This window comes from Thioalkalivibrio sp. ALE21, from assembly GCF_003208255.1.
Taxonomy (GTDB): domain Bacteria; phylum Pseudomonadota; class Gammaproteobacteria; order Ectothiorhodospirales; family Ectothiorhodospiraceae; genus Thioalkalivibrio; species Thioalkalivibrio halophilus.
Genome location: NZ_QKMA01000023.1, coordinates 1 through 22622, shown reverse-complemented (window position 1 = coordinate 22622; position 22622 = coordinate 1). Strand labels below are relative to the sequence as shown.

Sequence of the window (22622 nt, the reverse complement as noted above, 5' to 3'; positions counted from 1 at the left end):
ACCAACCCGATCGAATCGACCTTCGCCACCGTGCGGCTACGCACTGCCAAGACCCGGGGTTGCGTGACCCGCAACACCGTCTTGAGCCTGACGTTCAAGCTCGGCCAGAGCGCGCAGAAGCGCTGGCGCCGGCTCCGGGGTTACGAATGGCTCGACAAGCTCGAGCGCGGGGTTCAGTTCATCGACGGCATCGAGCAGACCGAACCGACCAACGACGAGGAATCCTCCATCACCGACCGGAGCGCCGCCTGAACCAGCGATCACTCATACACCAGACTTGACCATAACTCATCTTTCTTCTCCATTCCCTGGTCGGTCTGCGCGCGATTGATCCCTTCACGCAACCGTTCACCAACGTTGCCCCAATGACCGGCAACTCGTTGCTGCAACGAACCGGAAGGCATAAAGGCCGAGTAGTCATGCGCCGGCCACACTTCCATCACCGAACCGGCCGCAAGCCACACCCTACGGGCATCTCGCTTTTTCATTTCCACCTGCACCGCCTCCGTGTTCAGCCCCGCCGATACCTGCGTCTATCTTGGCTCACCACAACGGCACGCACAAATTCACGGCCCGGGAGGTCGCCCGGCTTCCGCGAGCCCGTCTGCGACGACACACGGAGCGGCCTCGGAAAACCTCGGGTAACAACGCGAGCGTGTACAGCGATCAGTGTTTCCTTAAGGGGATGCCCCCGTCCGGGGCTTCAGTGGACCCAGTCTTCGTAGCGCAGGCCTTCGATACGGCAGAACTCGCGAGTATTGTTGGTGACCAGTATGCAATCGGTCGCCATGGCGTGAGCCGCAATGGCGGCGTCATTGCCACCAATAGGCATACCCGCCGCAGCCAATCGGCTGCGAACCTCAATGGCCCTGTCGATCGCAGCGGCATCCCACGGCAGGATCCCGTCCAGGCGCTGAACGAATGCCGTAATGATTTCTCCCAGACGAGGCGAAGCCTTCTTACCGATCTGACCATACCGCATCTCGGCATAGGTCACGGCGGAGATCACGATCCGGTGGCCCTGCTCCACCTCATTTTCAAGCCGTTTCAACACCTCCAGGGGCCGTTCACGGATGATGAACGAACAGATGCAGGTGTCGAGCATGTACTCCCTCACAGCGTGAAGCGCCCCTCGTCCTCGACAACCTCCGGCCGCTCCCGAAGGAAATCGGCATCGGCCTTGCCGACCTCGGCGAAAGAGAGCCAGTCGGGACGCGCCGGGCGCAGCGTGATCGAATCACCATGCTTGATGATCTCCAGCTCCGTCACCCCCTGGAACTCCATATCCCGAGGAAGCCGCACGGCCTGATTCCTGCCATTTCGGAAGATGGATACGGTTCGCATACAAAGCCCCTCACGAAAAACGATCCTCATGAAACGGTAGGCCAAAAGCTGGCATATGTCCACATATGCCAGCTTCACAAAACCACGGGTTCCCTGCAGGAAGCCAGCCCCACGGCTGCCCCCAATACGTCAAAGCCGCGCTTCAGCGCGGCCCACCTGTTGCCGCAGCACATCCCGTCCCTGCCCGGCCACGATCTCCCGGCTTGCTGCATCCACCAACAGATGGACAAGAACATAATACGCTGCAGAGACCGCCCGTCGAAAACTGGCCTGGCGTGGCCGTCTCGGTTCGTGGGTCGCGAGCTGTCGGGCCTGGTTGAGCAAATCCCTTTGCAAAGACATCCGTCGCTCCCGTCAGCGATTTCACTCACTCGACTCTCTCACACGAACGTACGCCCAGAGGCCCGGTACCTGGCTTGATAAATACTCCCGTATGCGTTGCCGCAACGCCGCCAGTGCGGGCTGCACCTCATCCTGCGGCGGAAATTCCGGCTCCAGGACAATCCAGGCCCACCCGTTCGCGGCCTCGGCCGCCCCCCCGAAGCCGGATCAATAGCCGGCTTCGGGGTCGACCGGCGTGACCGGCGGCTCCCCCGCCTGCAGGGCGCGGGCATTGCGGGCGAAGACGTCGAGGGCCCGTTCCATGTAGTGCGGCGAGGTCCCCGAGACATGGGGCGTCAGCAGCACGTCCGGCCGCGCCCACAGGGGCGACTCCGAGGGCAACGGCTGCTCCTCGAACACATCCAGGGCCGCGCCGCGCAGCCGCCCGGCGTCCAGGGCCCCGACCACGGCATCGTCATCCACCACGCCGCCCCGCGAGATGTCGATGAGCACTGCGTGGGCCGGCAGCCGGGCGAGGAAGGCAGCATCAACAAGATGACGGGTTGCACCCGTGAACGGCAGGCAGACCACCAGGTAATCCACCTGCCCGAGCCAGGCGCCGGCCTCTTCGAGCGAGATCACCCGCTCCGCCGCCTCCGATGCGCGGGGCCGACGCTGCACCCCGATGACCCGCATATCGAAGGCACGGGCGCGGCGGGCCACCATTTCCCCGATATGGCCCATCCCCAGGATCATGACCGTGCGGCCGGTCAGCTCGTCCAGCCAGGCGCGCTCCCAGCGATGTTCCCGGGACTGCTCCACAAAACGGTCGAAGCCCTTGGCGAAGTGCAGCATCGCCCCCAGCGCGTACTCGCTCATCGGTGCGCCGTGGACCCCGCTACTGCGGGTCAGGACCACCCCCTCCTTGTCGAAGGGCATGTCCCAGATCTTCTCGACTCCCGCCGAGAGAAAATGGATCCACCGATAGCCACCCAGGCGGTCCAGCGCCTGCGCAAGCCACGGCAGCGTGGGGGCAATCACCGCATCAAAGACTTCTCCTTCGGGAACCTCGTCCGGCCGCCCGGCCATTACGACCTCCGCCTCGGGCAGTGACCGTTCCAGATGATGCCGCACCGTCTCCGCCTGACCCTGCAGCACCTCGGCCTTCTGCAACAGCAGCACCCGGCGAATGTTCATGCGTCCGCCAGTGCAAACACCCGCTCGCGCAGACGGGCGCGATTGTGCTCGAAGAAATCGGCTCCCTCGCAGCGCAAGGCGCTTTCACACTCGCGCAAACGCAAAAGCTCTTCCCTCAACCGTTCCGGATCCGCCCGCTCCTCTCCGGGTCCCCCGGTACCACGAAAGCTGCGCGAAAGAATCACCCAGTCCGATCCCAGGCGCACATGCTCAGCGAGTATCCACTCCGCCGGCACATCGCCACACCCGATGCGGCCAACCCCGCCAAACCCGAACGGCACCCCAGCCTCGCGACACATCCTCGCCGGTTCCTCCAGCATGCCCCCCGCCAGGGGCTCGAACAGGAAATCGAGCCCGGCCGCCAGGGTGAGATCGTTGAGGCCAATATGCACCTGATCCCGCGCGCCAAGCTGCCCCACATAAAGCGGCAACCTGGCCAATGCGGCAGGGGTCTCCACGAGGAGCGTGACCGGGACGCGACCATCCACCTGCCGCAGAAACCCATCGACCTCGCCGGCAGACACGAACATCGGCAGCATCAGCCGCTGCGCCCCCGCCTCGATCGCCGCCTCCACCTCGTGCGCAGTCTCCGGCCCTGGCGGATTCACGCGGACCATCACCTCCGCCCGGTCGACACTCCCGGCCACCCGTTCCACATCATCCAGCGTATGGTTGGCCCGATGCGCGTTCAGATGCCCCTGACGCTCCTGCTTCCCGCGGCTTTCCATATCCACAAATACCCGGTCCACCCCGGAACGCTCCGCCGCACGCGCGGTTTCCGGATCACCGGTGATCAGCATAAAACGCAACGCATCTCCCCTTATCGATCGTCCCGATCTCCGTCCTGCTGCAAGGAATCGCGGTAGGCCCGCCAGTTCTGCCCCGGCGTGCCATACACCCCGCGACCGGTTGCAACCACATGGACCGTACGCAGGATCAACCACAGGTCGTACAGCACCCCGCGCCGCAGGATGTACTGGGCATCCGCCTCAAGCTGCTGCAACCACCCCAGTGTCCGCCGACCGCGAACCTGTGCCAGCCCCGTCAGGCCGGGCCGCACTTCGAACCGGATCATGAACTGGCGCGGCACCACTTCCACCTGTTCCGGCAACACCGGCCGGGGCCCCACCACGCTCATGTCGCCACGAAAGATGTTCCACAACTGCGGCAGCTCATCCAGACTGGTGGCCCGCAAGAAACGCCCCACCCTCGTGATCCGCGGATCCTCGCCTTCGCTCACCACCTGTTCGCTGTGCTGATCGATCGCATCGGGATCCCGGTCCACCATCGTCCGGAACTTCAGCACCCGAAAAGGCTTCTGCCCCCGCCCGATCCGCTGCTGCCGGAACAGCACGGGCCCCCTCGTGTCCAGCTTGATGGCCATTGCAATCCCCAGCAGCAACGGCGACAGCAGCAGCAGCGCCAGACCACTGGACAGCAGGTCAAACAGGCGCTTCTCCACATCACTCATCGATCCCTCCCCCTCTCAACCCGGGTCAGGACTCCCCTGCCTTGCCGGGTTCACCCAAGGTAGCGGTGACGGCGCCATCTGTAGCGGGCTCCCCTTCAGGATGAACGTACAGACGGCCCCGACGGGGGCGCAGCATTGCCTTCACCCCCGTATGCCCCCTCAGATAAAACTGGAAACGGACCGCCGGCGTTTCCACGGGCTCGAATCCATGGACGTTGCACACATCGTCGGTCGTGATGAATCCGTTCACTGCACCCACGACGGCGTCCCTTCGCAGCCTGAGTCGAGTCGGGTTCTCGTCCAGGGAGCCTTCCAGATCAAACTCTCGGACATGGAGTGAACCACTGGCCACGACCTGTGTCGATAATACATTCCGGTGGGCATGCAGCCCGTGGACGTTGTCCCTCGCCATATAGTGCACCTTGAGATACCACCATCTCAGCGGGGCATACCCCAGGCAACGCGCCAGAACGATGTCGCGATTTTCATCGGGCCCGACCGGCTGATTCAGCCAATCATCCAGCTCGCCGTTTTCCACGGCATCGCACATGCGTTGGTTTACCCTGGTGATGAAGGCCTCGTTCGACAGCTCGCCTCGTTCGTATTCGTAGACCACCTCCTGAATGTCCCGAACGACCGTTCCCTGGTACGGACCCGACAACAAGGGCCGCATCAGCTTCCGATGCAACCCCTGCCTGTGACGAACACTCCAGGCCAACACCGGCAGCATGGCCCCTGCGTACAGCAGGGTTCCAAGATCCTTGAGCCTCCCCATCACCAAAATCCTCCTCACCCCTCGGCCGACTCCACTCCCATCCGGCGGAGCATGACCTGATTGACCTTGTGTACGTCGTATTTCTCAACCGCCATCTGCAGGGATTTTTCCCCCATGCGTCTGGCCAGATCGGGATCCAGAACGAACCGTTCCATCGCCGCCTCAAGGGCATCGACATCCTTTACGGGCACCAGGAAACCGTTTTCACCATGCTCGACCGTCTCTCTGCAGCCCGGGGCATCGGTCGTGATCACCGGTCGGCCAGTCGCCATGGCCTCAAGAACGGTTCGAGGAGTTCCCTCGCGATGACTCGGCAAAACATAGACGGTTGCCTTCTCCATCTCGGGTCGCACATCCGATATTCTCCCGAGGTATTCCACGTGACCGTTCTCGGTCCACGACTCCAGCTCCTCGCGAGCGATCACATCCGGGTTGTCATCCAGATCGCCGGCGAGACGAAACCGAACCCGGGGATACTTGTGTTTCAGGCGGATGGCCGCCTCAGCAAATTCCCGAACCCCTTTTGCGCCGAGAAGACGCGCAACCATTAGAAAAACGATCTCCGAGCCAGGCTGCGGCTTTGGCGAAAAATGTTCGAGATCCACTCCAGAGCCGTTCACGAGCTGCGTCCGTTCTCCTGAATTGACAATCCCGAGCTCCAGGAACTGGTCCCGGTCATCGGGATTCTGGAAGAACATCGTCGAAATCCGCGCACCGGCCGCCCGATACAAGGCCAGAGCCGCTTTCTGGATCACCAACCGCTTACCGCGAGGGTTCTCGGAGAAGGCATAACCAAGTCCCGTAATCAGGCCATAACGACACGGCACCCGCGCCATGCTCCCAGCCAACGTCCCGTAGATCACCGGTTTTATGTTGTAGCTGAAGACCGCATCAGGGGCGATCCACCGAAGTTTTCGACGCAAGCTGAACAGGGCCCGAACATCTTCCAGCGGGCTCAACCCCGTACGGCTCAAGGGAACATCGTGGAGGTGAACGCCCCACGATTCCAGCTCGGCGCGGACTCCATCGTTCCGGGTCACCTCCGGCGCCAGAGCATGGACCTCAACCCCGGCGTCACGGAGTGCCCGAATCAACGGCCCCCGAAAATTCGTCAGAGAGCGGGCATGGGCCGAGACCACGGCCATGCGCCCAACGCACCGCGAGGACTGGCTTCCATCCATGTCTTCGTTATCGCTCACGCGCCCTCCCTGGCCGATTTCGGCGTCGAACCCATTGATCCGACGACAACAACAGCCACTGATCTTGTCGACGCGGTCGTGTCCATTACACTCGTCCTTGGGCCGACCCTAACCCAGCGTCCGCACTGATGACACATAACGTTCGGGGGGGTCATGCTCACAACACCCCCTTCTACCACATCACCCTGCAGGAGCGGCCTTGGCCGCGAACGGCCCGATGACGCGGGTTTCGCGTGCAAGCACGCTCCTACAGCCGCAAATCCGCCGCTTCGGCTGGCAGCACCGATTTCACGTCGAACACCACGGCATTCTCGCGCCCCAGGCGGCGCACGCCCTCGCCGCCCAGCGCCACGAATTCGCGGTGGGGCACCGCCAGTACCATTGCATCGTACGTACCGGCCTCCGGCTCGCCTTCCAGCAGCTCCAGGGCGTATTCCTCGCGCGCCTCGGCCGTGTCCACCCACGGGTCCCACACGTCCACCTGCGCGTTGTAGCCCTGCAGGTCGGCGATGATGTCCACCACCCGGGTGTTGCGCAGGTCCGGGCAGTTCTCCTTGAACGCCAGCCCCATCACCAGAATGCGCGAGCCCACCACCGGGAAGCCCTTGCGGATCATCGCCTTCACCAGGCGATCGGCAATATGCCCGCCCATGCCGTCGTTCACGCGCCGCCCGGCCAGGATCATCTCCGGATGGTGGCCCACCGCCTGGGCCTTGTGCGTCAGGTAGTACGGGTCCACCCCAATGCAGTGCCCGCCCACCAGCCCCGGCCGGAACGGCAGGAAGTTCCACTTGGTGCCCGCCGCCGCCAGCACCGCCTCGGTATCCAGCCCCAGCCGGTCGAACAGCAGCGCCAGCTCGTTCACCAGCGCAATGTTCACGTCCCGCTGGGTGTTCTCGATCACCTTGGCCGCCTCGGCCACGCGGATGCTCGGCGCCCGGTGCGTACCCGCGCGGATGATGCGCGCGTACAGCTCGTCTACAAACCGCGCCACCTCCGGCGTGGAGCCCGAGGTCACCTTCACGATGTCCGGAATGCGGTGCGCCTTGTCTCCCGGATTCACCCGCTCCGGGCTGTAGCCCAGGAAGAACCCCTCGTTCGCCACCAGGCCGGATTCCGCCGCCAGCACCGGCGCGCAGTCCTCCTCCGTGGCCCCGGGATACACCGTGGACTCGAAGATCACCACGTCGCCATCATTCAACGCCCGCCCCACCGTGCGGCTGGCCGCCAGCAGCGGCCCCAGGTCCGGCCGCCGATGCACATCAATCGGCGTGGGCACCGTCACGATGAACACATTGCAGCCCGCCAGCGCCGCCGGATCCGCCGTCATCTCCAGTTGCGCAGCCGCCGCCAGCTCCTCCGGCTCCACCTCCCGCGTGCGATCATGCCCCCGGTTCAGCTCCGCCACCCGCTGCGCGTCGATATCGAACCCCAGCGTGGGCAACACCCGCCCGAACTCCGCCGCCAGCGGCAGGCCCACATAGCCCAGGCCGATTACCGCAATGCGTACGTTCGCCGGCTCCGGCCGGACAAATCGGTCCATCGTCATCTCAATCCATCCTTTCTTCTTGGCTTCCGAGCCAAATCCCGGCCCGGACGGTACCCCGGGGCAGTTCAATGCATGCCCGCTTCTTGCAACACATCCGCCTAATCCTTCAGCGTCCGCGCGAAGTCGGCGGCCTCGCTCATACTGAAGGAGCGCATTCCCTCGCTCTCTCGAAGCCGTTCAAAGGTGTCCAGAATGTCGTCCAGGGCTTCCAGATTCTCTTCCTGGTTCGCGCCGAAGTTGTGGGGATGCCACCACAGGTGGTAGACCTCGCCCCGCCGGGCGGCGGCCCTCAGGCCAGCTTTGACCCGTTGACGCCGCATTGGCTCTAGAGCCCGGAGCTTGCGACTGTACGGCCGCAGGAAGTGGCTCGCCCGTACGTCGGCCAGATCTCCGGAGGCGATATGTGACCACGGAACGGTATGATGGCCGGTAACATTCAAAAAGCTGTCCGCGAGCCGCGCGGCCCGAATCAGGTGCCGCTTCCATCTCCTGGTGGGCAGATGGTACATCGCCCCTGGCGGGTTACCCCGATAACAGCTCATCCCCGCCTCCTGCACTGCCGGAAGATAGTCCGCCAGGACCTGGTTACGCGGAAAAACCAGCGAATGCAGCGCGATCCCGTCTCGTGCAGCGATGGCCTTTGCGGCGTCCAAGTCCGCTCGAAAGGCATCAACATCCTGTTCCGGCTCGTCGCAGTAATAGTGGCTGAAGGTGTGGCAGGCCATCTCCTGTCCCGGTGTGGACCGAATCTGCCCAATGAGCTCGGGCGCAAAATGCAGCGGGTCCGCCTGCTCTGACTCCCCCACCGGCACCCGGTAGGTATCCACGGCCGGCCGTTCGTACGCCGGCCGTTTGACTGGCTTGAAGGCCTCCAGGTCCGACGCACCACGCGCAAAGAGCATGCCCACAGTCGCCCAAGTAGCGTGGATTCCGCGCTCCCGGAACAAGGCCAGAATCCGTGGCACGGACTCCCGGGCACCATACAGGTTGGCATGATAGGGATGCTCCGGTCCTCGAACTCGCTCGGTGACCCCCCAATGAAGCTCGAAGTCCAGGGAGATAACCAGTGCCGCCCGGTGTGCCTTCTCTGTCATTCCGCCTCCAACCCGTACGTAGCTGGCTCCCGCCAATGCGAAAAATCCCGGCCAAGCCGCTCTTCCAGGAAACGGATATCCGCCTCGTGTTCAGCGAGCAAATACTCGAAGATAGGGCGTGTCACCGACAGGGCCTGTCGGTCCCCGCCGCCATAGACCCGTTTGAGACCGAGCCGTTTTCCGGTCTCGACCACCCGATGCAGGCCCGCCCCGCGCAGCACCGACGCCGTGCGGGAGGCCGTCGCCGCCAGCCACCGGAATCGAGGGACCGTCCCTTGACCATATCGGCCCTTCAGCTCCTCCGGTAGTGGATTCGCTGCCAGCCCCAAGAAGGCGCAGATCGCATCGAACTGCCCCTGTGGATCGGCCTCGATATCCTCCTGAACCACGTACAAGACCTGCTCTGAACCGAACGCACCTTCCCATTCGGGGGCAAGAACGCTATATCGGCCCGATTCCACAATACGTGGCTGGCTTGCGACCGCTTCGAAGAAATCACCGCTCGCACGCCCCTTGGCGTATTCGTGCCCGAACGATGAAAAGGACCGCGCAATGGGGTTGCGGATCGTAATCAGGATTCGCGCCTCGGGGTTGGCCGTCCGAATACGTTCTTGCGCCTCGGCTGACTCAAAGTACGTCGAGCCCACCTCCGCAAGCAACGAGCCGCCTGATACATCGCCAAAATGTGAAAGATACCAACCCACCCCCCGGTCATAGTAACGATCGAAGAAGAAGGTCTCCTTGACATTAACGGGCAGGGTCAAATTCGGATGGACCCTAAGGACACGGTCCAGCCAGGAGCTTGCTGTACGCTGTGGGCCAACGCAAAGCAAACCAGCTCCCCTAATATTCTCCTCATGAAATCTCCTACGACGCACCAGTATTCCTCGCTTCGGACACGTTACCTTCCACAATTACCTGAACAAGGAAACCGTATTGTTCTCCCCATTCATTAGTTCCAAAATGCCCCGTCGCATACAATGAACCACGTTGCCCTATTGCGGAACACTCTTCGCGATTATCCAGACACCACATGATCCGCCTCGCCCAGTCTTCCGGATTATCGATGCTCATAATCCAGCCGGTCTCACCGTCACTCACTATCTCCGGCATGCCCCCGACCGAGCTCACTGCCACCGGCAGCCCAATGGCCATCGCTTCCTGCACGGTATTCGGTACCCCTTCGTCCCTGGAAGGCATTGCCAGAAGGTCCGCCGCGGCCATCAAATCGTGAACATCTTCGCGCCACCCAAGAAACGAAACCGTGTCGGCCAAACCGTTTGTACTGACCTCTTCCTTCAAGACCTCCACATAGCCCTCTTTGAAGCTCCCTCCGGCAAACCAGACCTCGACTGCCCGTTCGGGCCTTGCCTCTATCACCCTTGTAATTGCTTCGACAAGCACCCTCTGGTTCTTTCGCTCACAGAGAGTGCCAACCTGAAGAATTACGAACGGATCGCGATCCCGCCGCCCCCTTGCCATACGCTCTGTCCGGAACGGTTCAAGCGCCGCTAGGTCGATCCCGGGTACGATCGTCTGGAATTTCTGTCGGTACCGCGCAGCCAGGCTCGAGCCAAACATCGCATCCGGCGCAGCCGAATGCTGGAACACGACGCGTTTGGCGACCCACAGCCCCAGCCGATGCAGCCAGCGCACTACGCCCCGAGAAGGCAGCTCATAGCCCAGGTCCCACACCAGAGGTCGTCGGCTCAACAACGCGCCCAGCCCGGCATACGCAATCCCCTTGCTGCTACGAACCCAGACGACGTCCGCACCGTGCTTCCGAATCTTCCGCGCGATTCCCAGGTTCTGCGCCAGCAGGCTCACCAGCGCCTTCAGGCGGAATACGGCATTGCCCCCGAACAACGCGCCGTGACGTTGGCGGAGCACCCCGACCGGCTCCACCTCCACCGTATCGAGCCCCTGTTCCTCCGCCGCCCGAAACAGGTCGCTGTCGCGCTGGGTGGCGATACACATCTCGATGCCCTGCTCACGCAGGACGGAGGCAAGGGTGAGCAGCCTCCGGGGCGCCCCGGTCAGACCGCCCGGGGTCGGCATGTAGGCAAAGACTTTCATTGGCCGCCCCCCACTCCAGCCGCGCGCCGAGCAGATGTTCCGCCCACCCGAACCCGGTCCACCACGCGAACGAATAGGTAGAAGCCGATTACGGGCACGAGGGCATGGATAAAGTTGTAGGCTTGATCACTCCCCGGGGCAAAATTCATCAAGACATATAAATACACCGAAACAATCAAAGGATGCTGGGGATTTGCTCTATAAAAAGAGGCCGCCAATCGAAGCGCAAAGCCCAAGAGAAGGAAAGCGAGTATTACTCCCGGATAGGAGAAGTTCCAATAAGCTTCGCCGACAACCCCGGTAGGTATCGCAGTATCAGTACGGTCATAAATATAAATTGCATTTAATTTCCCGGCCGCATCCGGGGTGTCCCCCGGCCACAGCCGGCTCGGGATGACGACGAACGGAATTGACAGATACGATTCGCCCCGGAGGTAATCCACTCGGCCGGGCACACTCCCCAGCACGGCAATCCGCCCGTTATTGGTCGTACTGCGCCGCACCATCTCTTCGTAACCGGCCTGGGCGCTGGACCAGATCTCGGCCTGGAACTCGACGTCCGCCAGCGTGGCCGCTCCACGTGTGGCGGCCCGGAATTCGCCCAACATACCGACAAGGACGATCGCGATGCCCGCTGCCACCCACAGTGCCCGATATGGAATCGTCCGGTTCCGCAGCGCCCACATGAGGGCGATCAGGATAAACGGCCATATCGCGCTGCCGCGCGAACCTGTAGCTGCGAACACCAGAAATGCGGCGAACAGCGCCACCATCCAGAACACGGGATGTTTCACCGCATCCCGGTCGAAGGCCAGCCATACGACCGGCACAATCGTGCCCACACCCGCCAGGTAGTGCCACTGCCCGCCAATCTCCGCCGCGATGCGTTGATCGGAGGCAATGCCGCGCTGGAGCAACAGTTGGCCCAGCCCCCCGGCCTCCATGGCGAGTATCGCCACCGCCGCTGTAGGCAGCGCCATCCATAGAACGGCCGCCTTCGCCAGCCGCCTGGGCTGTGCAGGCTGGCGCAGCCGCGGCACCCGAATGTTCCGAAACAGCCCGTAGCCGACATACAGAGCGGCCAGCGCAAGCGCTTCCAGCAAGAACGACTGGGCCGCAACCATCTCCAGCTCGGTCCGCCCCATGCCCGGCAGAGCGCGGTGAAACTCCAGCCCCGTTGCGCCCAGCACGGCATCGCCCGTGAGCAGGGACCGCAACCCGGTCCAGGTCGCGTAGAAGAACAGCGGATGGAACAGCCCCGGTGTACGCAGAAAGGCCCCGAACAGCGGCAAGGCCAGCACGCCCACATAGACCAGGAACGCGCCAAAAAGCAGCGGATGGGACCCGCGCTCGGTCCCGAACGAAGCAATGCCGCTGAGAACCACAATCAGCAAAAAGCCGCCGATAAGTGCGCCACGCTCCAGCGGCAGCAGCGCCAGGTACGGGCTGTCGGGCCGCTGCCCCCGCTTCAAGTCTGCATCCCCCATTCCAATTTCGCAGACACATCACGGCCGGCGAAATCCCGGCCGGTTAACCGAATCGCGTGCTCGGCGCTTGCGGTCCATAATCCCTCGCGCATGGCATGCACCGTCGGGCAAACCGCCGCCCCGTCCACGCGAGATTCCCACATGGCATGTCCCTCCTCGCTTACTTCCATATAGCCTCAAACCTCTCGACCCGCTGGCTCCATGCCATTACCTTGGCCGCCTGAACGGCCCTACTCGCCAAGCCACCACGAGCCTCCAGACTGGCTCGCAGCTTGCCAATCTGTTCCTCCCAGCAGCGCACTTCTGCGGCAGGACACAAGATGGCCGCACCAAGCGGGCCGAACATCTCTTTATTGGGCCATATTGCACTCGCAACTATCGGCTTCCCATACCCCAAATATTCGGCTGACTTTAATGGCGCAAGTTGCCGACTCTTTCGAGACTCCGATAGCCAGATGTACTTCTCTACGGGATTGAGTAGCACTTCCGCTTCACCGAGTAACCGTTTTACATCCCATGGCGGAACGTCGTAGAACACCTCGGTGTTACCTTTATTCTCAATAGACGCCTTCAGGTCCTCAGGGACCCCGCCACTAACAATTAACCGAAACCCAACGTCGGGCATACGAGAGGCGAGGCTATCCATCAGCGCCAGCCCCTTCCCGCGCTTTGAAGAGCCCGCATAAGCACAAACAAAAGCCCTATTTAAAGAAAACCTTTCTAGCCTCTCTGATCCATCAGACAAACAATCCACTCCATGCGGGAGCCAGTGCAAAATTGCGGTTTTATAGCCGCCAAATCGCCTAAGGTATCGAAGAAGGCTCCTAGAGGGCGAGGCAATTTTCAGTCCAAATTTGCTGAGAGCCTTAATCACCATTCGCTGCCTCGCGGACGGAAGATCGTGCACCTCAAGAAGGGTATATTTCCTAGACAGGGAGGCCAGCACTCCAAAGACAATGCTCCGCGTATAAACGACATCATACCTGGACTTTCGCATGAGCCTTAAAAATGTGACAGCATACGATGCCACTCTCGATATGCGCAGCCGACCACCTGTAAAGGGCTCAAGTGCTATTGAGGGGTACAGTCCATAATGTTCCCTTACGCGCCGTCGCCAGACTGAATGGGAAATGCCGCGTGGGCTCTCTCCGAAGATAGCGACGCTGTGGCCGGACTCGGAAAGGGCATTGCACATTTTTGCGGTTTGAATAGTATTAGCCGCTAATGAAGGAAGTAATTGTGGTGTGGCGTATATGATGTTCATCGAGAATGGGAGTCTCAAAAAGAAAAACCGGGGTCAGATTTATTTTCTCACGCACGGCGTGCCGGCGGCCGGCCGGGCCGGCGGCGCTCAATGCGGCAGCCGATGGTCTGTTCCACCTCGTCCGCGTACCGCTGGTTGCCCGTGAGCTGGCCGCGCTGCAAGGCCTCGCGCATCAGCGTCAGCTCCTGCTGCGGGACGCCCTGCTCCACGAAGCGGGCGTAGCGTTCACGGCGTTCGGCCGCTTCGTCCGCCAGGTCCAGGTACGCCGGATCCAGATCGATCCATTGCTCGTCCTCGCCCATACGCTGACGGACACTGGACCAGGCGTAGTCACCGGCCGCTGGCACCATCCTCGCCCGCACCGGGTTGAGCTCGATGTAGCGCGTGCAGGCCAGCAGATACGTCTCCGTCTGCACCCGTCTGGACTTGTAGCGGCCTTCCCACAGTGTACCGGAGCGTCCCTCCAGCCGATTGTGCCCCCGCTGAACCACATGGTGCGACATGTGCGGCAACACCATTCGCGGCGTCCCTGGCATGCCTTCCCTCCTGAATCATCGCCGCATCCTTAATACGGTTTAGTACTGGCCGAACGCCCGTCCCTTCGCGGCCAGGGCCGCGCCTACAGGGGGGGGCAGACAGCCGCCGGACCGGTGTTCACAGCGTGGCGGCATCCACGATACCGTGGTTGGCCAGTTGGCGGCGGACGACTTCGCTGTACACCCCCAGTTCTTCGGCGGCCTCCTCGATCGATTCGTCTTCGATCACCCGGCCCCAGTCCTTCTGGCGCAACCAGTCGGCGGGCGCCAGGAGCTCGGCGGCAAAGGCGCGGTTGCGCTTTTGCCGCGGGGTTCGCGCGGCGGTCACCAGGGTACTCGCGGTGTTACCGCCGATCAGCAATTCCAAGAGACCGCGGCAAAATGCGAATCGGCGCGGTTTTCCGCTGCGCGCCGCGAGCACAAGACCGCCCTGGCCCGGTTCGGTGCTCTCCGCCAGGGCATCGAACCAGTGGTTGAGGGGCGGCTTTTCGGCTGAAACGACGGGAAGGTTTCGCATGCCGAGTGCGCCGGCGATCAAATCATCGTCGCGCAAGGGTTGGTTGCCGATGCCCGCCACCCGTCTGAGCGCCATGGCGGCCTGATACCCCGCATCCCAGGGAGACGAGACACCGACCGCCCCGGCGGCGCCCTGCACCGCATCGCGCAGGTCGGCGAGCGGGCCCAGATCCAGCGGCTGGGCGCGGAGGCGTTCCCGGAGCGAGAGGACGTAGTCCGCACCAGCGCGCAGATCATCCACGGTCAGCGCCGAGAAGAAGTCTTCATGCCACGGCTCGGGAAGGCGGTGGGCGACGTCCACGATGGTATCGGCCTGGTCGGCGGTGGCGGTATAGGGGTTCAGCCCGGTCTGTGCGGCCGCTATGCAGAAGGCGCGCTCTTCGTCCGTCGCCCGCTGGATCGCGGCCCATTCCTCCTGCAGCAATGTGTTGTGGATGTTGCGGGCTTCAAGCCGGCCGATCACCTGCTCCACCCAGCGTTCGAGCGTCTCCACGAAGGCTTCTGCCGGTACGGTGGCCGCCCCGGAGGAGGGAAACGAGACGCTTCCATAGTCTTCCGTCCGCCATTGCAACAGGACCTGCCCGCCCTGCGGCGTGATGTTCAGGGCCGGCAGAGCGTAGCCCTCGCGGCCGAACCGGAGGTCGTGGCGCGATGCGTAACTGCTGTCGGCCGTCACCTCGGGCTCGTGCAGGAGCGACCACCAGTTGCGGACGATCCACTCGGTGACCGGATAAAGGGGCACGAGGACGTGATCGCGGAAGCAGCCGGAGCGGCTGTCCAGCACCCGCGTAACGGGATGTCCGTTGACGGACAACGAGAACCGCGCCCAGGTTGCACGAATCTCGTCCCCGCGGGACCCGTCCACGGCCTCCCATTCTGCCTGAAAGCGCAGCGGCTCAGTCATAACGAGGAAGGTACATCCTTGTGCTCGGGGCTGCCCACGTACGAGATGCGTTCGGCCAGCAAACACCGTTCGGGCGCCGCTTCCCGCTCTCGTTGGAGATCACCGATCCGGACAGTTTCGAGCGTCATGCCCGTAGCCGTTGCAGATCCGGCACCGGCGAATGGTCGGGCAGGTCTGTATGTTGTGACCGGACTGCCCGCAATGGGAGCAACGCGGTACGTTGGGGCAGTTGCGCGCCGTATGCGCGCCAGAGCCGCAATTGGAACAGGCCATCATTTATCCTACGTAGAATGCGTTTCACTCGTTCGGGTCACTGGAATCCGCGCGCACCCCCACGCTCTCCTCCAGGCGCTGTTTCATGCAGCCGATGTCGTCGCCATTCTGAGGCACTTTCCAGCCACAGTGCAGGCGGCTTCCGGCATCGACGATGCGCCGGCACAGCGGGCAAAGCTCTTGGCTTGACTGGTCGACGAGGGTGCGAAGCCAATCGGCATCGTCCAACGAGCGGTATTCAGCGCGCTGAACTTCGACGAGATCCGCAATGCGGTCGCCGTCCGGGTCGATGCTCACCGAAAGGGCGCCAATGCCGTTGCTGCGGCACATGGCCAGCAACTCGCTCAGCCGCGCCTCGTCGTGGAACTGCGCGGCATCGAATAGCGGGATGATGATGTAGGTGTAGTTCGAGCGAGTGCGGTAGTTGACCGCCTGGCTGATGGCCTGGGAGATGGCGGGGATGTCGTTCGTGGCCTTCAGCTCGAAGCTGTACATCACGAATTCGTCATTGGCCATCTGGCGACGGATACGGAAGCCAACGAAGTCCGCGTTCTCGAATCGGCCACCCTGGCGGCGACTCTGCACGTGCTCCACCCGGGCAAAGTCGAACGCCTCCTTGAGCCAGGGCAGCAGTGCATCCCCAAGCTGGTCCTCGCGCCTGCGGCTGTTTGCCCCCGGGTATCGGTATTCCCGCGTCGCGGCGTTGAAGCGCTGGCTGCGCCCCTGCGCGAAGCGATAACTGCGGTTGCCGCACACGGCGTCCTTGAACCCAGAGCGAAAGGCGTCCAGGTCGCTGTCGATGCCGGGGCGGTGCATCAGCTCCGCGACACTCGGCATCCGTTGCTTGAGCACTTCATCCAGGCGACCTTCTTTGACGCCCTCGTTGAGTAGCTGCTCGCCCAGTGCCTTGCCCGCAGCGGCCGGCGGCTCAATCGCCGTGAGGCTCAAGGGGCCGCCCCGACCGGGGGTTGGCTGCCAGGAGAAGCCCATATCGGCTTGATGCGCCAGCAACCGCTCCTTGAACGCTGCCCACTGTTCAATGCCCTTCTTTCCGCAAAGGGTGTGTCTCTGGTCGGCGCTCATGGCCGCCAGGCTGGATTCCAGCAGCCGTGGGGGTTCATTCACTTGAGCGAAGCGCAGGCACTCGGCAGCGCTGCGCTCTATGGCTTCGGTAGTGTTCATGCGGGCTCGTAGACGAAGAAGCGGTGGTAGGGATACTGGAATCTATCTGATCCGATCGATAACGGAAAATACTTCGCCCCACATCTCCTCCGAACGAGACTTGAGGCGTGCAGATTCCACTTTGAGTGACTCTGACAGCTCGCGGTTGCTCCGTTTATCCACCAATCGATCAATTTTATCGGCTAGTTCATGGCCTGCGTCGTCGACTGACACGACCCCCTCGGGGAAGCCGTAGTCACGGAACAACTCCTGATACTTATGGCTCCAGCCGGTGGCAAGGGACGGGACGCCCTGGCTGAGTGCACTGACCAGTCCGTGGAACCGGCTACCGATGGTGGCAAAACTTGCGCCAAGGATACCCTTGATCTTCAGCGGATCATCCTCGACGAGAACCGGGAGCCCGCCGGCACCTTCCGAGATCTGGTCCGCAAGCCAACGGTCATTCGCACCCTCGTGCACCAGGATGAAGGGCTTTGCGCCTTTCTCCCGAAGCTGCTGAGCACAACGCACCATGAACGGGAGGTACGCGCTGCTCCGCGAACCATCCGTCTTGTCGACCATGCGGTAGTTCGGCACCAGGCACACCCCATGCCGGTCACGGTCGAGGTATTCCGGCACGACCCCTTCAACCAGATTGGTGAAATCCGGGTACTGGCGGATATTCTCGCGCTCGCCCGTCACGTCGGTGAGGTAGTCGTAAGACGTTTGCTCCCGCGGCATGACGAGATCGATGTTATCGACCGCCCGCAGGATCGCTTTGCGAATACGCTTGCCCGTGTAGGGCCCGAATGCCTGCGGCATCAGGATCACCTTCGTACCCTGCTTGCGCCAGCGCGCGGCCGAGTGCGCCAGCTCCCGGGAGCTCCGGTCACCCCACTGATCGCTGTAGGAGAAACCGGCTGCGTCGATGACGACATCGACATCCCGATCCAGAACGAGGCCATACATCTCCCGTAGCTTCCTGGGTGCGAGCCGGGCCAGATCTCCCAACTGGAACCCGTACCGATAAAGCGATGCCTTGGGGTAGAAGCCATGATCAACGACTTTCCGGAACGGCATTGACGCCCCGCTGTGGGTCGGCGCCATGGTCAACAGGGCTTCGGGATACGCCGCTTGAACCTTCTCCATTATGGCGCGCAACATCAGTTCCGCACCCTTGTTCACGAACCCGGCCTTTCGGATCTCGATGATCATTCTGGCGCACACTCCTGCGTAATCAGTGAATTCTGCTTTTTCTGCGAGTAGGGGATGCCGCTGGCCGGGTCTCCATAGCCGATGGAGACCAGCATCACGACCCGCTCGTATTCCGGCAGGCCGAGAATGCCCTGCAGTTTGCGCTCCGACCAGTCCACATCGGGCCAGTTGATCGGGCAGGTGGAAAGCCCCAGTGTTTCGGCGGCGAGCATAAGCTGCATGGAGGCCAGCGAGGCATCGATATAGATCAGGTGCCGGTCCCGCTCCTTGGGGTACGCAGAAAGATCCCCCACCACCACGATGATCGCCGGTATTTGGTGAGCAAAGCCGGTTGTGCCCCCGGCACATTCGGCAATTTCGGTGGCGCGATCGGGATCGTCCGCGACGATGAACCGATACGGCTGGCGGTTGCATGCCGATGGCGCCAGGGCCGCGGCATTGATGGCCTGCTGGATCAGGTCCGAGGGAACGGACTGTTGCTTGTACCACCGCACGGAGCGCCGGCGGAGGAACAGCGTGGCGAGCTGGGCGAACGAAACGTCAGCCTCGGGACAGTCGGATAGCGGATAGGGCTTGAATGTGCGGGCTTCGGCGTTGCTCGCCGGTTCGCGCCCCACCCCTGTCCACCCATACTCTTTCCGGGCCTTCCGAATGGGCGGCGTGTCCTCGACCACGCTGAAATACTCGTCCAGCACGTCGGTGGCCCAGCGAAGCTCCTCCTCCGAGTAGCCCGGTCGCGCCTTCGCGCGGTTGTAGCAACGCACGGTCTCCTGGATGAACGCTTCGGCGAATACGTTTCGCCGCGGCTGCATGATCAGCCCCTTCTCCAGCCGATGGACATTGCGCCGCAGCAATGGAGAGGTGTCGTCCATGCTTCGCAGGGCCCGGTGATAGGCCGCGCGCCCCTTCAGCACAGCAAGGTGCTCCCGGTCGAAACGCCGGCTGAACAGGAAGTAATACAGATTGGCCAGCCAGCGGTTTGCGGAAAAGATTCGAGGGCTGGCCGCGGCCATCGCATCGAGCGCGCGGCGCACCGTACGCTTGGCCGGGGCCGGAAGGGCTTTGCGGAGTGTGGAGATCATGGGTCGTTGTCTATCGCATGCGGGCCAGACGTACCGGGTAGCGCATGGGCGAAAGCAAAGCCCACGCCATTTGCCAGAACACCGGGCGGGTCCGTCGGTAGAAGAAAAGGGCCAGGAAAGAAGCCGTTGCATAGGACAGCAGGGTTGCGTATGCCGCACCAATGCCGCCGTGCGCGGGGATCAGAGCAAGGTTCAGCAATACGTTGGCCAGCGCACCCAGGCCCTGCGTAATCAACGAGAATACCAGCACATTCTCGATGAGTATCCATTTCGAGAAGGCAGCGCGCATGAAGATGAATATCGCCGCCCAGATATGGATCACCAGAATCGATGCACTGGCGGCATAATCGGCGCCAAAGAAGATACTGATGATCCAGGGGGCGGCCATCGTCATCACTACCGCCACAGCCAGGCCCATCAGGAGCAGTGCGTCGAAAAGCTGCTGCAGGCGATACTTGAACAAGGCCTCGTTTTCCTCTCGCAGCTTGATGAGCTTCGGGAAGAAAGAGGCGACGATTGCCGTGGGAACGAAATACCAGGCTTCGGAAATCTGGGCCGCAACGGCATACTGGCCGACTTCCTGTGTGTCGGCCAGCCAGCGGAGCATGACCTGGTCCACCTTCAGATAGATCACCGCGAAGATCGTACCAAGGTAGATCAACCACCCCTGGCTGAGGAGCTCCTTTGCGCGGACCCAGCTGAAACGCCAATGCACAATACGCAGCTCTGCCTTGAGCCAGAAAAACACAAGCAGCAACAGGGCAGCCAGCGCGGCCTGCAGAATTTGGGCAGTGGCGAAATACACCAGGCTCGAGCCCGCAAACACCAGTGCCAGCTTGAACGCAGTGGTGGCAAGATGCGAGGAGATCCGCGCGATGGCGGTGTACCGAGCCTGCACAAACGCCTGGAACCAGAAGTCGATCACGTCCATCGGCCGGAACAGCAGCGCGCCACCCGCGAACGCAATCAGGTAGAACTCGGTGCTGCCCAGCCCTTCATAGGTAGCTGCGTAGATCAGCAGCACGACATAGCCAGCCCCCATTCCGAGTAGCTTGAGGAGGGCCACCGTTCCCAGCGTTTCGCCGCGATCCGCTTCGTTCTTGACGATCTCGCGAACGACCAGCCCGGATAGACCCATATGACCGGCTGCGGCGAACAGCGCGGCAAGAGAAAGCGCATAGGCCAGCGATCCGAAGTCCTCCGGCCCAAGGTAACGGGCCACGACGACGGTGGCGACAAAGGCCAGCCCCATCCCCAGCACCTTCTCCCCCATGATCCAGAAGGAGTTGTTGAGGTACTTCTGAAGCCGCCGATACGGCGCGGCTATTGCCCCGAGAGTGGACATCACTTTCTAACGTGACCCCCTGCCGGGCATTCGCTGTCGCCGACTGAACCAGGCGGTGGACTCGAGATGAGCAGGAGCCTGGCTACCGCTGAGCACGGCTCCATGAGGCTGCCCCGTAGCCATCTCCAGCACCCGCTTGCCGATGCTGTGGCGGCGCATCGCGACGAAGCGGTTCATCGCGTAGTGCGTGAGCGAGCGGAAGAAGGCGGAGAACAGGATAAGCCCGAAAGCAGCCGCGCCCAGCGCGAGGATGAAGGCATCCACCGAGGTGAAGCCGAGGCCTTCGTACACGGTGTTGAGTACCGGGTTGGTCTGCACCACTTCGGGGTTGCCCAGCACGCTCAGAAACGGCATGACCGAGGCGACGCCCACGGTCTCCAGCACGGCCATGACGATGACCATGCCGAGCACGAGGCCGCCGCGGCGTTTTTCCTTGCGGCTGAGCAGGGCCAGGGCTTTGCGGTAGGTGCTGAGCATGGGGTAACTGGGCGGCCTCAGGGTCGGGTGTTGGGTTCGGGATGCGGGGTTATTGGGTATCTGCCGGAACAGCAAACTGAACCGTCGGGATGACGACCCTCGGCAACTCCATGCGGGCGCATTGATTGCTTACGAATTCACGCCAGTATGGCCATACGTGGTAGCTGGCATTCCTCTGTGCAAAGGCTTCGAGCGCTTCCGGACCCGGGTCGGTATCGGTGTCGTACTCCGCAACAAATGTCGCCTCGATCTGCGCCAGCACACCATCGCTTTCTGCCTCACCGGCTTCGTGTTTCTCCGGGTCTTCCCCTTCCCGAGCGGGAGAAGCTGGCAACAAGCGCAGGCCCAGCCCGATGAACACCCGGAAGACATAATACGATGTCTCCGCCTCGCGGACTTCCATGAGATAGCTGCGTTCCACATGGTGCTTGAACTGCGGCTGGTATGCCTCGACGGGTGAAAACCGCGGGTCATGATCTTCCGCCAGCCAGGCACTGGACTGGCGCACGCTTACCCCGTGGATTCGCAGGCAATCGATGGCTGCTTGGATCGGGGAATCCGTCATACAGCTGGCGCCATCCACTTATCGGCTTTGCTGGAGTCGCCCGCGCCGATGTCATGGATGATTTGCGGGCAAGCCGTTGCAGCCTTGCCGCCGGGTCGGGCAATGGCGGGCTCTGCATGCCACTCGGCGAAAACCGTACGGGTTGGCGTCTGCACTCCGACGTAGTAGCTCAATACGGCGACGATCTGCTGGTTGAGGCTTACGCCTTCGTCTTCGGCCAGGGAGACCAGTGCGCGGTGCAGCGTTCTGGGCACCCGCAGTGTAATGCGCCCACTGAAGTCATCCGCGGGCGGCAAGGGCTGCGGCAGCGCGCGTCCGCTTTCCTTCAGCGCTGCCTCGGTGGTCTCGATGGTATCGATCGCGAGCTCGTAGGCCTCGTCGTGGGTGTCGGCGTATTCGACAACGTCCGGCAGCTCTCGTACCCGGGCCTCGAAGCAGGCTTCTCCCTCCTCGATAACCCGGCGTATCGTGATCCCGTAGTCCTGTGCGTTCATGACGTCTCTCCCTTCAGCCATTGGCTCAATTCCGGCTCCCGCTCCTCGAGCATCTTGCGGATGTTCCGGACATAAGCTGGCTTGATTTCAGGGTTTTTCCCGTGTCCGCATGTGTAGGAGGTCGAGTAGAAACTCGGCAGCCCGGCATGGGTGACCACCTTGTGGCCTGCTTTCTTCCCGTCGCGGACCTCGAAGCCCAGGGTTTCGAGCAACCGTCGCAATTCATCGCATCGCAGGGAACCGCCCGCACCCTGGAGCTGCTGCAGTACATCCTTTA

The 22622-nt window shown here is 62.4% G+C and carries 23 protein-coding genes and 2 pseudogenes; 1 reads left to right on the top strand and 24 read right to left on the bottom strand.

Translation table 11 applies throughout. The annotated features are described in order from the left end of the window. A pseudogene (locus D893_RS12625) lies at window positions 1-252 on the top strand (IS256 family transposase); the annotation flags it as partial. Between the two features lie 8 nt (window positions 253-260). Here D893_RS12625 and D893_RS13760 read toward each other — a convergent pair. The 24 genes and pseudogenes from D893_RS13760 to D893_RS12500 form a co-directional block, all read right to left on the bottom strand. Beyond that, on the bottom strand, window positions 261-494 hold the full coding sequence (locus D893_RS13760; RefSeq protein ID WP_146220554.1) for a hypothetical protein: 234 nt from the start codon (window positions 492-494) through the stop codon (window positions 261-263). 209 nt (window positions 495-703) lie between these two features. After that, the gene (locus tag D893_RS12620; protein ID WP_246863931.1) at window positions 704-1105 is read right to left on the bottom strand and encodes a type II toxin-antitoxin system VapC family toxin; all 402 of its coding nucleotides are present in this window, start codon (window positions 1103-1105) and stop codon (window positions 704-706) included. 8 nt (window positions 1106-1113) lie between these two features. Continuing rightward, on the bottom strand, window positions 1114-1302 hold the full coding sequence (gene vapB, locus D893_RS12615) for a type II toxin-antitoxin system VapB family antitoxin (RefSeq protein WP_348638903.1): 189 nt from the start codon (window positions 1300-1302) through the stop codon (window positions 1114-1116). Window positions 1303-1893: 591 nt separating this feature from the next. Further along, window positions 1894-2862 carry a D-2-hydroxyacid dehydrogenase gene (locus tag D893_RS12605; protein WP_110619966.1) on the bottom strand — a complete coding sequence of 323 codons (969 nt, stop codon included), beginning with the start codon at window positions 2860-2862 and terminating at the stop codon, window positions 1894-1896. Then, the gene (locus D893_RS12600; protein ID WP_110619973.1) at window positions 2859-3662 is read right to left on the bottom strand and encodes an aldolase/citrate lyase family protein; all 804 of its coding nucleotides are present in this window, start codon (window positions 3660-3662) and stop codon (window positions 2859-2861) included. The genes D893_RS12605 and D893_RS12600 overlap by 4 nt, the downstream gene beginning before the upstream one ends. A gap of 20 nt (window positions 3663-3682) precedes the next feature. Next, window positions 3683-4333, bottom strand: a complete 651-nt coding sequence (locus D893_RS12595; protein ID WP_110619965.1) for a sugar transferase — start codon at window positions 4331-4333, stop codon at window positions 3683-3685. A 25-nt stretch (window positions 4334-4358) separates the two neighbouring features. Next, window positions 4359-5108: a hypothetical protein gene (locus D893_RS12590; protein ID WP_110619964.1), complete on the bottom strand. Its 750-nt coding sequence runs from the start codon at window positions 5106-5108 to the stop codon at window positions 4359-4361. A gap of 14 nt (window positions 5109-5122) precedes the next feature. Next, window positions 5123-6307 carry a glycosyltransferase family 4 protein gene (locus tag D893_RS12585; protein WP_246863930.1) on the bottom strand — a complete coding sequence of 395 codons (1185 nt, stop codon included), beginning with the start codon at window positions 6305-6307 and terminating at the stop codon, window positions 5123-5125. Between the two features lie 247 nt (window positions 6308-6554). Then, complete coding sequence (locus D893_RS12580) at window positions 6555-7850, bottom strand: nucleotide sugar dehydrogenase (RefSeq protein WP_110619972.1); 1296 nt, start codon at window positions 7848-7850, stop codon at window positions 6555-6557. Window positions 7851-7954: 104 nt separating this feature from the next. Beyond that, window positions 7955-8950, bottom strand: a complete 996-nt coding sequence (locus D893_RS12575) for a polysaccharide deacetylase family protein (RefSeq protein ID WP_110619962.1) — start codon at window positions 8948-8950, stop codon at window positions 7955-7957. Beyond that, window positions 8947-9828, bottom strand: a complete 882-nt coding sequence (locus tag D893_RS12570; protein WP_246863929.1) for a sulfotransferase — start codon at window positions 9826-9828, stop codon at window positions 8947-8949. The genes D893_RS12575 and D893_RS12570 overlap by 4 nt, the downstream gene beginning before the upstream one ends. Further along, the gene (locus D893_RS12565) at window positions 9818-11026 is read right to left on the bottom strand and encodes a glycosyltransferase family 4 protein (RefSeq protein ID WP_168409950.1); all 1209 of its coding nucleotides are present in this window, start codon (window positions 11024-11026) and stop codon (window positions 9818-9820) included. The genes D893_RS12570 and D893_RS12565 overlap by 11 nt, the downstream gene beginning before the upstream one ends. Further along, window positions 11023-12513 carry an O-antigen polymerase gene (locus tag D893_RS12560; RefSeq protein WP_246863928.1) on the bottom strand — a complete coding sequence of 497 codons (1491 nt, stop codon included), beginning with the start codon at window positions 12511-12513 and terminating at the stop codon, window positions 11023-11025. The genes D893_RS12565 and D893_RS12560 overlap by 4 nt, the downstream gene beginning before the upstream one ends. A gap of 160 nt (window positions 12514-12673) precedes the next feature. Then, complete coding sequence (locus D893_RS12555; RefSeq protein ID WP_110619960.1) at window positions 12674-13777, bottom strand: glycosyltransferase; 1104 nt, start codon at window positions 13775-13777, stop codon at window positions 12674-12676. 47 nt (window positions 13778-13824) lie between these two features. After that, window positions 13825-14313, bottom strand: coding sequence for a hypothetical protein (locus tag D893_RS12550; protein WP_210434108.1), 489 nt, complete (start codon window positions 14311-14313; stop codon window positions 13825-13827). 118 nt (window positions 14314-14431) lie between these two features. Next, entirely contained in the window at window positions 14432-15733 is a 1302-nt protein-coding gene (locus D893_RS12545; protein WP_110619958.1) for a hypothetical protein, read from the bottom strand. 297 nt (window positions 15734-16030) lie between these two features. Continuing rightward, complete coding sequence (locus D893_RS12535) at window positions 16031-17188, bottom strand: hypothetical protein (protein ID WP_110619956.1); 1158 nt, start codon at window positions 17186-17188, stop codon at window positions 16031-16033. A 42-nt stretch (window positions 17189-17230) separates the two neighbouring features. Then, window positions 17231-18382, bottom strand: coding sequence for a polysaccharide pyruvyl transferase family protein (locus tag D893_RS12530; RefSeq protein WP_110619955.1), 1152 nt, complete (start codon window positions 18380-18382; stop codon window positions 17231-17233). Then, the gene (locus tag D893_RS12525; protein ID WP_110619954.1) at window positions 18379-19464 is read right to left on the bottom strand and encodes a nitroreductase family protein; all 1086 of its coding nucleotides are present in this window, start codon (window positions 19462-19464) and stop codon (window positions 18379-18381) included. The genes D893_RS12530 and D893_RS12525 overlap by 4 nt, the downstream gene beginning before the upstream one ends. Before the next feature lie 10 nt (window positions 19465-19474). Continuing rightward, a complete protein-coding gene (locus D893_RS12520) occupies window positions 19475-20809 on the bottom strand; it encodes a flippase (RefSeq protein ID WP_110619953.1) in 1335 nt (444 codons plus the stop codon). Window positions 20810-20932: 123 nt separating this feature from the next. Then, window positions 20933-21286, bottom strand: a pseudogene (locus D893_RS12515) (ABC transporter ATP-binding protein); the annotation flags it as partial. Between the two features lie 49 nt (window positions 21287-21335). Beyond that, a complete protein-coding gene (locus D893_RS12510) occupies window positions 21336-21851 on the bottom strand; it encodes a hypothetical protein (protein ID WP_018947753.1) in 516 nt (171 codons plus the stop codon). Beyond that, window positions 21848-22345, bottom strand: coding sequence for a toxin-antitoxin system HicB family antitoxin (locus D893_RS12505; RefSeq protein ID WP_244263459.1), 498 nt, complete (start codon window positions 22343-22345; stop codon window positions 21848-21850). The genes D893_RS12510 and D893_RS12505 overlap by 4 nt, the downstream gene beginning before the upstream one ends. Then, a partial coding sequence (locus D893_RS12500) for a type II toxin-antitoxin system HicA family toxin (protein WP_348638902.1) occupies window positions 22342-22622 on the bottom strand: 281 nt, incomplete at its 5' end. The genes D893_RS12505 and D893_RS12500, both read right to left, overlap by 4 nt.

Bases quoted from the DNA above. Each gene is read 5' to 3' on its own strand.
- D893_RS12620 (WP_246863931.1), bottom strand. From the start codon at position 1,105: ATGCTCGACACCTGCATCTGTTCGTTCATCATCCGTGAACGGCCCCTG.
- D893_RS12605 (WP_110619966.1), bottom strand. From the start codon at position 2,862: ATGAACATTCGCCGGGTGCTGCTGTTGCAGAAGGCCGAGGTGCTGCAG.
- D893_RS12600 (WP_110619973.1), bottom strand. From the start codon at position 3,662: ATGCTGATCACCGGTGATCCGGAAACCGCGCGTGCGGCGGAGCGTTCC.
- D893_RS12595 (WP_110619965.1), bottom strand. From the start codon at position 4,333: ATGAGTGATGTGGAGAAGCGCCTGTTTGACCTGCTGTCCAGTGGTCTG.
- D893_RS12590 (WP_110619964.1), bottom strand. From the start codon at position 5,108: ATGGGGAGGCTCAAGGATCTTGGAACCCTGCTGTACGCAGGGGCCATG.
- D893_RS12580 (WP_110619972.1), bottom strand. From the start codon at position 7,850: ATGGACCGATTTGTCCGGCCGGAGCCGGCGAACGTACGCATTGCGGTA.
- D893_RS12575 (WP_110619962.1), bottom strand. From the start codon at position 8,950: ATGACAGAGAAGGCACACCGGGCGGCACTGGTTATCTCCCTGGACTTC.
- D893_RS12565 (WP_168409950.1), bottom strand. From the start codon at position 11,026: ATGAAAGTCTTTGCCTACATGCCGACCCCGGGCGGTCTGACCGGGGCG.
- D893_RS12560 (WP_246863928.1), bottom strand. From the start codon at position 12,513: ATGGGGGATGCAGACTTGAAGCGGGGGCAGCGGCCCGACAGCCCGTAC.
- D893_RS12555 (WP_110619960.1), bottom strand. From the start codon at position 13,777: ATGAACATCATATACGCCACACCACAATTACTTCCTTCATTAGCGGCT.
- D893_RS12550 (WP_210434108.1), bottom strand. From the start codon at position 14,313: ATGCCAGGGACGCCGCGAATGGTGTTGCCGCACATGTCGCACCATGTG.
- D893_RS12545 (WP_110619958.1), bottom strand. From the start codon at position 15,733: ATGACTGAGCCGCTGCGCTTTCAGGCAGAATGGGAGGCCGTGGACGGG.
- D893_RS12535 (WP_110619956.1), bottom strand. From the start codon at position 17,188: ATGAACACTACCGAAGCCATAGAGCGCAGCGCTGCCGAGTGCCTGCGC.
- D893_RS12530 (WP_110619955.1), bottom strand. From the start codon at position 18,382: ATGATCATCGAGATCCGAAAGGCCGGGTTCGTGAACAAGGGTGCGGAA.
- D893_RS12525 (WP_110619954.1), bottom strand. From the start codon at position 19,464: ATGATCTCCACACTCCGCAAAGCCCTTCCGGCCCCGGCCAAGCGTACG.
- D893_RS12520 (WP_110619953.1), bottom strand. From the start codon at position 20,809: ATGTCCACTCTCGGGGCAATAGCCGCGCCGTATCGGCGGCTTCAGAAG.
- D893_RS12510 (WP_018947753.1), bottom strand. From the start codon at position 21,851: ATGACGGATTCCCCGATCCAAGCAGCCATCGATTGCCTGCGAATCCAC.
- D893_RS12505 (WP_244263459.1), bottom strand. From the start codon at position 22,345: ATGAACGCACAGGACTACGGGATCACGATACGCCGGGTTATCGAGGAG.